This is a genomic window from Streptomyces sp. SAJ15 (genome assembly GCF_007595705.1).
Classification (GTDB): Bacteria; Actinomycetota; Actinomycetes; order Streptomycetales; family Streptomycetaceae; genus Streptomyces.
Window position 1 is genome coordinate 199,778 of record NZ_NISY01000015.1, and the last position, 10,588, is coordinate 210,365.

Annotated in this window: 14 protein-coding genes; all 14 read left to right on the forward strand. The window is 73.9% G+C overall.

Annotation, left to right across the window (positions count from 1 at the left end):
• Nucleotides 1–13 precede the first annotated feature (13 nt).
• Nucleotides 14–1,255, forward strand: coding sequence for a beta-ketoacyl synthase N-terminal-like domain-containing protein (locus CD790_RS29360; protein ID WP_144386388.1), 1,242 nt, complete (start codon nucleotides 14–16; stop codon nucleotides 1,253–1,255).
• Nucleotides 1,252–2,181, forward strand: coding sequence for a beta-ketoacyl synthase N-terminal-like domain-containing protein (locus tag CD790_RS29365; RefSeq protein ID WP_260867980.1), 930 nt, complete (start codon nucleotides 1,252–1,254; stop codon nucleotides 2,179–2,181). Before CD790_RS29360 ends, CD790_RS29365 begins: the two co-directional genes overlap by 4 nt.
• Before the next feature lie 127 nt (nucleotides 2,182–2,308).
• Nucleotides 2,309–3,103, forward strand: a complete 795-nt coding sequence (locus CD790_RS29370) for an SDR family oxidoreductase (protein ID WP_144386389.1) — start codon at nucleotides 2,309–2,311, stop codon at nucleotides 3,101–3,103.
• Nucleotides 3,103–3,429 (forward strand): DsrE family protein, encoded by a 327-nt coding sequence (locus CD790_RS29375; RefSeq protein ID WP_144386390.1) that lies wholly within the window; start codon nucleotides 3,103–3,105, stop codon nucleotides 3,427–3,429. Before CD790_RS29370 ends, CD790_RS29375 begins: the two co-directional genes overlap by 1 nt.
• A 1-nt stretch (nucleotide 3,430) precedes the next feature.
• Nucleotides 3,431–3,847 carry a DsrE family protein gene (locus tag CD790_RS29380; RefSeq protein WP_144386391.1) on the forward strand — a complete coding sequence of 139 codons (417 nt, stop codon included), beginning with the start codon at nucleotides 3,431–3,433 and terminating at the stop codon, nucleotides 3,845–3,847.
• Nucleotide 3,848: 1 nt separating this feature from the next.
• Nucleotides 3,849–4,262 (forward strand): hypothetical protein, encoded by a 414-nt coding sequence (locus CD790_RS29385; RefSeq protein WP_144386392.1) that lies wholly within the window; start codon nucleotides 3,849–3,851, stop codon nucleotides 4,260–4,262.
• Between the two features lie 65 nt (nucleotides 4,263–4,327).
• On the forward strand, nucleotides 4,328–5,479 hold the full coding sequence (locus CD790_RS29390; protein WP_144386393.1) for a beta-ketoacyl synthase N-terminal-like domain-containing protein: 1,152 nt from the start codon (nucleotides 4,328–4,330) through the stop codon (nucleotides 5,477–5,479).
• A 45-nt stretch (nucleotides 5,480–5,524) separates the two neighbouring features.
• Complete coding sequence (locus tag CD790_RS29395; protein WP_144386394.1) at nucleotides 5,525–6,490, forward strand: ACP S-malonyltransferase; 966 nt, start codon at nucleotides 5,525–5,527, stop codon at nucleotides 6,488–6,490.
• Between the two features lie 67 nt (nucleotides 6,491–6,557).
• On the forward strand, nucleotides 6,558–6,809 hold the full coding sequence (locus CD790_RS29400; RefSeq protein WP_260867981.1) for an acyl carrier protein: 252 nt from the start codon (nucleotides 6,558–6,560) through the stop codon (nucleotides 6,807–6,809).
• Between the two features lie 12 nt (nucleotides 6,810–6,821).
• Complete coding sequence (locus tag CD790_RS36675; RefSeq protein ID WP_313956548.1) at nucleotides 6,822–7,757, forward strand: hotdog domain-containing protein; 936 nt, start codon at nucleotides 6,822–6,824, stop codon at nucleotides 7,755–7,757.
• An 87-nt stretch (nucleotides 7,758–7,844) separates the two neighbouring features.
• Nucleotides 7,845–8,615 carry a 3-oxoacyl-[acyl-carrier-protein] reductase gene (fabG, locus tag CD790_RS29415; RefSeq protein WP_260867982.1) on the forward strand — a complete coding sequence of 257 codons (771 nt, stop codon included), beginning with the start codon at nucleotides 7,845–7,847 and terminating at the stop codon, nucleotides 8,613–8,615.
• A gap of 74 nt (nucleotides 8,616–8,689) precedes the next feature.
• A complete protein-coding gene (locus CD790_RS29420; RefSeq protein ID WP_313956549.1) occupies nucleotides 8,690–9,406 on the forward strand; it encodes a DsbA family protein in 717 nt (238 codons plus the stop codon).
• An 84-nt stretch (nucleotides 9,407–9,490) separates the two neighbouring features.
• Nucleotides 9,491–10,435, forward strand: coding sequence for an alpha/beta hydrolase (locus tag CD790_RS29425; protein WP_144386397.1), 945 nt, complete (start codon nucleotides 9,491–9,493; stop codon nucleotides 10,433–10,435).
• A gap of 62 nt (nucleotides 10,436–10,497) precedes the next feature.
• Nucleotides 10,498–10,588 (forward strand): biotin carboxylase N-terminal domain-containing protein (locus CD790_RS29430; RefSeq protein WP_308427085.1); only part of this gene is annotated, 91 nt, incomplete at its 3' end.

Consider the following 10,588-nt stretch of genomic DNA (forward strand, 5'->3'; position numbering starts at 1 on the left):
GGCGGGAATCCCCATGAACGACGCCGATGTCGACGTAGTGGTGACCGGGCTGGGCACGGTGAGCTGCCAGGGCTCGGGCACCGCACGGCTGTGGCGCGGCATGCGCGCCGCCACCAGCGCCCCGACCCGGGTGCCCGACCCGCACGCGCGGATGCCGCACCCGCTGATGTACCTGGTGCCGGAGGTCGACCTGCCCGCCGGGCCCCCCGATCACCAGGGGCTGGAGCTGGGGCGCTGCTCGCGGTTGGCGCTGGCGGCGGCGCGGGAGGCGGTCGCCGACGCCGGGTTGGGCGGGCCGGACGGGCTCACCGACCCGGCCGCCGTCGACCCGTCCCGGGTCGCGGTCGTCATCGGCAGCGGCATGGGCGACGCGGAGCTGCACGAGCGGCGCCGCGCCGGCGCGGCGGCGGCCGGCGACCGCTGGGCGCCGCTCTTCCCGGTGGCCTCCGCGGTCGCCGGCTGGCTGGGGGCGCGCGGGGCCGGCACCAGCGTCAGCAACGCCTGCTCGGCCGGCGGCTTCGCGCTCTCCATGGCCGCCGACCTGATCCGCTGCGGCGAGGCCGACGTGGTCGTCGCGGGCGGCGCCGACGCCTACAGCCGGGTCGGCCTGGCCGCCTTCAACGCGATGGGCGCCATCGACCCCGAGCGCTGCCGGCCGTTCGACGCGGACCGCCGGGGCGCGGTCTTCGGCGAGGGGGCGGCGGTGCTGGTCCTGGAGTCCGCGGCCCACGCGCGGCGCCGTGGGGCGCGCCGGGGGTACGCCCGGCTGGCCGGGGCGGGCTGGAGCTGCGACGCCCACCACGAGACCGCGCCGGAGCCGGAGGGCGAGCAGATCGGCCGTGCGATGCGGCGGGCGCTGGCCGAGGCCGGGGCGAAGGGCGGCGACATCGGCTGCGTGGTGCCGCACGGCACCGGGACCGAGCTCAACGACGTCGTGGAGAGCCGGGTGCTGGGCGAGGTGCTGGGTGGCCCCGCGGGCGGGCCGCCGCTGTACAGCCTGAAGGCGCTGCTCGGGCACACCGGCGGCGCCGCCGCGGCGTTCGGCGCGGTCGCCGCCGCGCTGGTGCTGCACCACCGCACCGTGCCGCCCAACGTGCCGGTCGACCGGCTCGATCCGCGCTGTCCGGTGCGGCTGCCGGCCGCGGAAGGCCGGCTGGAGGCGCCCGACGTCCTGGTCAACGCCTACGCCTTCGGGGGCAACAACGTCTCGCTGGTGTTCGGGCCGGCGCCGGAGCTCGGGGAGGCGGCCGCGTGAGCGCGCGTCGGAGGGACGCCCTGGACGTGGTGGTGTCGGGCATCGGGGTGGTGCGCCCCGAAGGCCCGCCCGTCGAGGGCTGGTTCGACCATCGGGCCGAACTCGGCCGGCGCGGCTACAAGTACCTGCCCGCCGCCTCCCAGTACTTCCTGGCCGCCGCCCGGCGCGCGCTGGCGCACGGCGGGGACGCCCTGGCGGCGGTCGACCCGGGCCACCGGGGCGCGGCCGTCGGCACCAACACGGCGGTGCACGCGGTGCACGAGGAGATCGACGACACCGTGCTGCGGGGGAAGCGCGGCGCCGACGACCTCTTCCCGCCCACCGCCCCGTACTTCTCGGTGAACCTCTTCAGCACCAAGCTCGCCACCGAGCACGCCGTCAAGGGCTTCAACCTCACCCTGACCACCCCCCGGGTGGCCGGCCTGGAGGCCATCGCGACCGGGACCAGCTGCCTGGCCGCCGACCGGGCCCGGGCGCTGGTCACCGGGGTCGCCGAGGCCGCCCTCGGTGACCCGGCCGCGGGGGAGGCCGCCGAGGCCGGGGCGGTGGCGCTGGTGCTGGAGCCGGCCGCCGCCGCGACGGCCCGGGGCGGCCGGGGCCACGGCCGGCTCGCGGTCCGCACCGCCTTCCTGCCGCCGGACGCCCTCACGGCGGGCGCGGTCGCCGAGGCGCTGGGCCCGCTGGACGGCGCACCGGTCACGGCGGTGCTCGACGACTCCCCGGTGGCCGAGGCGGTCGCCGCGTCCCTCGGCGCGGACGTCGAGCGGGTCCCCGCCGGCCCCGGCGCGCTGGAGCCGCTGCTGCGGATCGCCGGGGCGCTGCGCGCCGGGGGGCCGCCGTCCCTGGTCGTCACCGCGGCGGCCGAGGGGCATCTCGCCGTCTGCCGGGTCGCCCCGGCCGCGGGCCCGCCCGCCGACGGCCGGTGAGGCGACACGCGGGAGAAGCGACACGGCGACACGGCGACACGAGAACGACAGGGCGACAAGGCGACGCGGCGACGAAGCGACGCGGCGGTCCGGAGACGAAGAGACGAAGAGACGAGGAGAGAGGTCCGTGACGGTGTCACTCAAGGGTTCCTGGGCGCTGGTGCTGGGGGTCTCCAGCGGCATCGGGCTCGCCACCGCCCAGCGCCTGGCGCGCGAGGGCGTCAGCGTGCTCGGCGTCCACTTCGACCTGGGCGAGGGCCAGGAGAAGGCGGCCGTGGCCGCGGAGGAGCTGCGCGCGCTGGGCGTCGAGGCGCACTTCGTCAACGCCGACGCCGCGCAGGCCGCCACCCGCCGTGCGCTCGTGCCCCGGTTCGCCGAGCTCACCGGCGGCCGCCCGGTGCGGATCCTGCTCCACTCGCTCGCCTTCGGCACCCTGGCGCCGTACCTCCCCACCGGGGCGGGGAAGTCCGTCACCCCCCGGCAGATGAACATGACGCTGGACGTGATGGCGCACAGCCTCGTCTACTGGACCCAGGACCTGCACGCCGCCGGGCTGCTCGCCCCGGGGTCCAAGATCTACGCCCTGACCAGCGCCGGGGACACCCATGTCTCCCCGAACTACGGGGCGGTCTCCGCCGCCAAGACCGCGCTGGAGGCCCATGTCCGGCAGCTCGCCGTGGAGCTCGCCCCGACCGGGGTGGCGGTCAACGCCCTGCGCGCCGGGGTGACCCTGACCCCGTCCCTGGAGCGCATCCCCGAGCACGGCGAGATGGTCGAGCGCGCGGCGCGCACCAACCCGCACGGCCGGCTGACCCGCCCCGACGACGTGGCCGAGGCGGTGGTGACGCTGTCCCGCACAGAGTCCTCGTGGATCACCGGCAACGTCATCGGCGTGGACGGCGGGGAGGTGCTCACCAGCTGATGGTCGAGCACCTGCTGATCGAGAGCACCGGACCCGACGAGGGCCCCGGCTGCGAGCGCTTCGTCGGCGACGCCGTGCGGCTGGCCGCCGCCGGGGACGAGGTGGTGCTGTTCCTGGTGGACAACGGGGTGACCGCCGCGCTGCCCGGGGCGCTGCCCCCGATGGCCGAACTGCTGCGGCACGGCGGGCGGCTCTACGTCGACGGCTACTCCCTGGGGCGGCGCGCCCTGGCCGCCGCGGACCTGCTGCCCGCGGCCCGGCTCGTGGACATGGACGAGGTGGCCGAGCGGCTGCTGACCCCCGGCATACGGGCGGTGTGGCACTGACATGGCCCACACCGCCCACGGCACCCCGCGCACCGCGGTCCTCTTCGCCCTCTTCGGCGCCCCGCACCAGAACGACATGCTGCTCAGCGCGTTGCGGCTGGCCCAGGCCGTCCTCGACCGGGGGGCCCGCGTCGCCTTCTGGACCTGCGGCGACTCCACCCATCTGACCCGCACCGGGGTGGGCGGGGAGCTGCCGCGCAACTACGCCGACTGGGACCGGGCCTACCCGTCCACGGCCCGCGTGATCGGCGATCTGATGGCCGACCACCCCGGGCTGATCGACTGGTACGTCTGCCACTTCTGCGCCGAGGCGCGCGGCGCGGCCGACCAGATCCCCGAGGTCCGCACCCGGCAGCCGTTCCTGTTCATGAACCACGTGCGGGCGGCCGACCAGGCCCTGGTCATGGGGAGGTTCTGAGATGACCGAGACCCCCGCGGACCGTCCGGAGCGGCGGCTGCTGGTGGTGGTCGAACGCGGCTACCGCGGCACGGTCGAGACCCAGTTCGCCGACGTGCTCTACGCCGTACGCGAGTTCCACCAGCGCTCCCGCGGTCTGGACCTGCTGCTGCGCGGGCTGGCCGCCGGCTACGCGGTGGAGACGGACCATGTGCCCGCCGTCCGGCTGGGCACCCGCACCCTCGACACCCTGCCCGACCCGCGCGCCTCGGTGCGCACCCTGATCGACGACGGGGTCGCGGTCCATGTCGAGGAGCCCGACCTGGCCCGGCTCGGCCGCAGCGCCGCCGACCGGCTGCTCCCCGGCGCGCGCCGGGTCGCGGCCCACGCCCTGACCGACCGCTGGAACGACTACGAGCGGGTGTGGTTCCTGTGACCGCCGCGCCCGCGCCCCCCACCCCCGCAGACCCCTCAGCCACCAGTGAAGGAGCACACGCAACCATGGTTTCCGCCACCGCCACGAGCGGACCGCTCATCTCGGCATGGGCCGCCGTCTCGCCCTGGGGCCTGCGCGGGGAGGACTTCGCCTCCGGGCTGCGGTCGGGGCGGCGGGCCGACCGCCCGCTGCCCCGCGAGGACTGGTCCGTGCCGTACGAGGCCGCCTGCCTGGTCCCGGACTTCGACATCAAGGCCGTGCTGGGGCGCAAGGGCACCCGCTCCATGGACCGGGCCACCGGTCTGGCCGTCGCCGCCCTCCGGCACCTCCTCGCCGGGGACGGAGCGGCCGCGGAGGGCGCGGGCGCCGCCGAGGGCGGCCGACTGGTCGGGGTCGGCGAGGACACCGGCCTGGCACTGGGCACCAGCACCGGCAGCGCGCAGAGCATGATGGACTTCACCCGCGACTCGCTCGTCAGCGAGCGGCCCTTCTTCGTCGACCCGGCCCGGTTCCCCAACACGGTGATGAACTGCGCGGCCGGCCAGTCCGCCATCTGGCACCGGCTCAAGGGCCCCAACACCACCATCGCCGGCGGCCGCGCCACCGGGCTGCTGGCGCTCCAGTACGCGCTGCGCCTCCAGCGCGCCGGGCGGGCCGGCAGCGTGCTGTGCGGCGCCGTGGAGGAGTTCTCCGCCGCCCGCGCCTGGCTGGAGTGGCACACCCGCGAGGCGGCCGCGGACGGCGCCGCGGCGGACGGCGGGACGCTCGGCGAGGGCGCGGCGGTGTGGCTGCTGGAGCCCGCCGAGACCGCGGCCGGGAACGGGCGACGCGGGCTGGCCGAGGTCGCCGGCCTCGAGTTCGGCTTCGCCGCCGAGGCCGAGCAGGCCCGCGGTGTGCTCACGGACACCGTGCGTCGGCTCCTGGAGCGCACCGGCACGGCCCCGGGCGATGTGGGGCTGGTCGCGGACTCCCAGGCGCCGGGCGCCCTCGGGACGGCCGAACGCGCCGCTTTGGACGAGGTGTTCGCGGGCGCGGCGCCGCGCCGGCTGGCCTGCGCCGACTCGATCGGCGACACCTACGCGGCCTCGGCGGCCTTCCAGGTCGCCGCGGTGCTGGCGCTGGCGGAGACCGGGGAGACGGCGGCCGGGACGGTCGCCCTGGTCACCTCGGTCGACCGGGACGGCGTGGTCGGCGCGGCGCTGCTGCGCACCCGCTGACCGGGGACCACCGGCGGACGAGGACACGGACAGGAGACGAGCGAGATGACGACGGCAGTGCGGGACGAGACGCGGGACGGCCGGGCGGGCGGCCCCCGCACGGCGCTGGTCTTCCCCGGCCAGGGCGCCCAGAAGCAGGGCATGGGCGCCGTCTGGCGGGACAGCGCCGCCTGGCCGGTGGTGGCCGAGATCTCCGAGTACATCGGGATGGACGTCGAGGACCTGATCCTCAGGGCCGACGACGCGACGCTCAGGCGCACCGACCTGGCGCAGATCGCGGTGTTCACCACCGAGGTGCTGGCCTACCGGGAGGCGGCCGCCGCCGGGGTGCTGGGCCGGGTGGTGGCCTGCGCCGGACACAGCCTGGGGGAGTACACCGCCCTGCACGCCGCCGGGGTGCTGTCGCTCGCCGACACGGCCCGGCTGATCGCCGCCCGCGGCCGGGCGATGCGCGAGGCCGCGGAGACCGCCCCCGGCACCATGGCGGCGATCGTCAAGCTGACCACCCCGGTGGTGGAGGAGCTGACGGAGGCGGCGCGCGCGACCGGGCAGCGGGTCTGGGTGGCCAATGTCAACGCGCCCGGCGCGGTGGTGGTCTCCGGGACGGTGGAGGGCGTGGAAGCCCTGGAGGAGCCGGCCCGCGAGGCCGGCGGCAAGCTGATCCGGATCGCCGTCGGCGGGGCCTTCCACAGCCCGCTGATGGCACCGGCCGCCGACGCGCTGGGCATCGCCCTGGAGACGGCGGACTTCGCCCCCGGGACGGTCCCCGTGGTCGCCAACGTGGACGCCCGCCCGCACCCCGGCTCCGAGGCGTGGCGGGAGCGCGAACTGCGCCAGCTCACCAGCCCGGTGCGCTGGGAGGAGAGCGTGCGCACCCTCGCCGAGGAGCTGGACTGCCCCCGCTTCGTGGAGCTGGGGCCGGGGCGTCAGCTCATCGGGATGATCCGGCGGATCGCGACCGACGCGGAGCGGGTCGCCGTCGACAAACCCGAAGTGCTGACCGCGATATGACCTCGCGTCGGGGGCTGGCACGATAGGCGGCGTCACCATCCCCGAATCTGATGAGGAGTCACTCCCCGTGAATGACACCGCCGTTGTCGACATGGAAGACCTGCGGGCCACCGTCGCCGAGGTGCTGGACATCGATGAGGACCTGCTGACCGACGACGCGCATTTCACCGAGGACCTGGACGTCGACTCGCTGATGGCGCTCGGCGTCATGGTCGTCCTGGAGAAGAAGTACGAGGTCAAGCTCCGGGAAGAGGAGCTCAAGGACATCACCAGCCTGCGCCGGGTGCACGACCTGCTCGCAGAGAAAATAAGGAAGTAGAAGAGAAGGAAGATGCCGACCCTCAGCAGTGTCACCCCGGTCGACGGCACGCCGGAGATTCTCGAGTCCGGCGCGGGCGACGGCGCCCGCGCCCGGACCCGGGTCACCGTCACCGAAGACAGCGAAAAGGTGTTCGTCGGCCATTACCCGGGATTTCCGATATTCCCGGGTGTGTGCATCGTCGAGTATGTGCACCGCAGTGCGCTGGCCACCTTCCCCGAGCCCGGCGAGGACTGGTCCCTGGCGGCCGTCGAGTCGACCCGGTTCCTCAGCCCGGTCTTCCCCGGCGACACCCTCACCACCGAGATCACCTGGACCCGGCGCGGGGACGGGTGGCGCTGCCAGGCCGTCGCCGGCACCGAGCGCGGCCCGTCCGCCAAGGTCCGGCTGCGCTACGCCACCGAGCCGGCGGCCTGGACGGGGGAGCCCCCGGTGAGCCCGCCGGCCGTGGAGACGGCCGCCGCCCCGCTCACCAGCGAGGCGATCAAGCGGATCCTGCCGCACCGCTACCCGATGCTGCTGGTGGACCGCGTCGAGGCGCTGGTGCCCGGCGAGCGGCTGACCGCCGTGAAGTCCGTCAGCTGCAACGAGCCCTGGTACCAGGCGCTGCCGGACAAGGCGGCCGCCGCGGACTACCACTACCCCGAGACCCTGCTGATCGAGTCCTGGTGCCAGTCGGCGGGGGTGCTGGTCGCCCACGACACGCCCAACCCCGATGTGCTGGCCGGACAGGTCATGCTCTTCGGCGCCATCTCCGACGTCGACCATCTGCGCCCGGTGCGCCCCGGCGACGTGGTCGAACACCGGGTCAGGCTGGTGCGCGCGCTGCGCGACACCATGTTCGTCGAGGGGGAGAGCCTGGTCGCGGGCGAGCCCGTGATGAGGGTCGGCTCGGTGGTGATGGCGATGCGCCCCGCCGAGGAGCTGACCGGCCGCCCGACGGCGTGACCGTCACCGGCCACCCCTGCCGTAACTCCCCTATCCGCACGTCCACAAGCGATGTCCAGCGTCAAGCGATCGACAGGAGCACCAGAAGTGTCCGCAGCATCCGCACCGTCCGCCGCTGAGAAGGCCGTCGAGAGGAAGGTCGCCCTGGTCTCGGGCGGCTCACGGGGGATCGGCCGGGCCGCCGCGCTGCGGCTCGCCCGTGACGGCTTCGACGTGGCCTTCTGCTACCAGTCCAACCCGGACGCCGCCCGCGCCCTGGAGAAGGAGGCCGAGGAGGAGGGCCTGCGGATCATCGGCAGGCAGGCCGACGTCTCCGACGCGACCTCGGTACGGGAGTTCGTCGCCTGGACCGAGGAGCGGCTGGGCGGCGTCGAGGTGGTCGTCACCTCGGCCGGCATCACCCGGGACAACCCGCTGCTGCTGATGAAGGACGAGGACTGGCACCAGGTCGTCGACGTCAATCTCAACGGCACCTACAACGTGTGCCGCGCGGTGGTCTTCGAAATGATGAAGCGCAAGTCCGGCTGCATCATCAACATATCCTCCGTGGCGGGTGTCTACGGCAATGCCACCCAGACCAACTACGCGGCCACCAAGGCGGGAATCATCGGCTTCACCAAGTCGCTCGCCAAGGAGGGCGGCCGGTACAACATCCGGGTCAATGCCATCGCGCCCGGATTCATCGACACCGATATGACCTCGGGCCTGACCGACTCGCTCAAGACCGAGGCGGTCAAGGGCATTCCGCTGCGTCGCTTCGGCACCCCGGACGAGGTCGCGGACGGGGTGTCGTACCTGGTCCGGGCGGGGTATGTGACGGGCAGCGTGTTGCAGATCGACGGCGGCATCATCCTCTGAGCACCCCGGGCCGCGGCCGGCCACGACGTTCGGAAAGACTTTCGCAAAACTCTCGCAAAGAGGGGATGACGGCCATGGCGCGCAGAAAGCGCAGCACACATCCGGTCTTCTATTTCAATTTCCGCAGCCCGTACTCGTGGCTCGCCTATCATGATCTGATGGAACGTTATCCCGACGTCGCACGGGTGCTCGAATGGCGCCCGTGGTGGGAGCCGGACGCGGCCAACGAGCGCCGGCTGAACGAGGCCGGCGGTACGTTCTCCTATGTCGCGATGTCCAAGGAGAAGCACCTCTACATCCTCCAGGACGTGCGCCGGCTGACCCGCGACCGCGGGCTGTCGGTGACCTGGCCGGTGGACCGGGACCCGGTCTGGGAGGTGCCGCACCTGCCGTACTTCGTCGCCCGGGAGCTGGGTCGGGCCCCGGAGTACGTCAGCGCCGTCTACGAGGCCCGCTGGCACCGCGGCATGGACATCTGCGACCCGGCGACCATCGCCGTGCTCGCGGCGGAGCTCGGGCTTCCGGTGGACCGGATGACCGGGGCCGCCACCGATCCGGGGCTGCGCGAGAAGGAGGCGCACCAGGCGCTGTTGGCGTTGAGCGACGCCGGCGCCTTCGGGCCGCCGTTCTTCACCCACGGCTTCGACAAGTTCTGGGGGGTGGACCGGCTTCCGGCGTTCGTGGAATCGGTCCGCGCGTCGCTCGACGGCGCCCCCGCGGAAGCACTGCCCGAGGCGGACTTCACGGCGGCCCTGGCGGGTGATCAGGGCCACCCGGGTGGATGCGGCTGACCATCTCGGCGGCCGTCCGCGCCGAGCGGTGCGAGACTGCCTGTGAGTCCTGACGGACCCCACTGCCACCAGGAGGAAGCGCAGATGCCCGAGTCGAGGATTCCGGCCCGTCGGGACCGGCATGCCACGCTCAGGAGCCGTGCGCTGTCGGCGGCGGCGCTGCCGATAGCGCCGTTGTACGGTGCGGCGCTGGCGTATCGCGCCTTCCATCCCCGGCGCCGGGTGGTGCCGGTCGAGGTCGGCCACCCCCGGGACCACGGACTGCCGTGCACCGAGGTGAAGGTGCCGTTCCGCGCCGGGAGGTATGTGCACGCCTGGCTGTGCCCGGGCTCGCCGGAGCGGGTGGTGGTGCTCGGGCACGGGATGGGCGCCAGCAAGGTGCGCAGTCTCGAACACGCGAAGTTCCTGCACGAGGCCGGCTACACCGTCTGTCTGTTCGATCACCGCAACCACGGGGCCAGCAGCCAGGACGGGTCCTGGCGCGGCCTCGGCGACCGCTTCGCCAGCGACATCACCGCCGTGGTCGGGCACCTGCGTCGGGTGCGCGGCTACGGCGGTGCGCGCTTCGCCATATACGGCTTCTCCTTCTCCTGCTTCTCGTCCATGTGGGCGCTCACCCACACGGGCTTCGAGGTGGACGCGATGGTCTGCGACAGCGGCCCCGGGCACGATGTGCCGCCGCTGTTCCGGAAGTTCCTCGAGGCCGACGAGCTGCCGATGCCGGGGCCGCTGAGCGGCGAGCCCGCGCGCGCGGTGGTCACCAGCGTGCTGTGCGCCCTGGGCACGGCGATGATCCGGGCCCAGTGGCCGCCGCCGGTCACCGGCAAGTTCGCGCGGATCCCCCTGCTGTTCATGTCCGGTGAGCGGGACGCCATCGTGCCGCCCTCCTCCGTCGACGCGCTGGCCGAGCGGTTTCCGCAGGCCGAGACCCATGTGCTGCCGGGGGCCGAGCACCTCCTGGGGCTGCGCGCCGATCCCGAGGCCTACGCGAATGTCGTCCTCGACTTCCTCAAACGGGCCCTCGGCTAGCACGACAATGCAACTGTCCGTCCTCGCTGGACGGGGTTCTTCAGGAAAAGGGAAGAGAGAGCATGCGCAAGGTGCTCATCGCCAACCGTGGCGAAATCGCTGTCCGCGTTGCCCGTGCCTGTCGGGATGCCGGGATCGCGAGCGTAGCTGTGT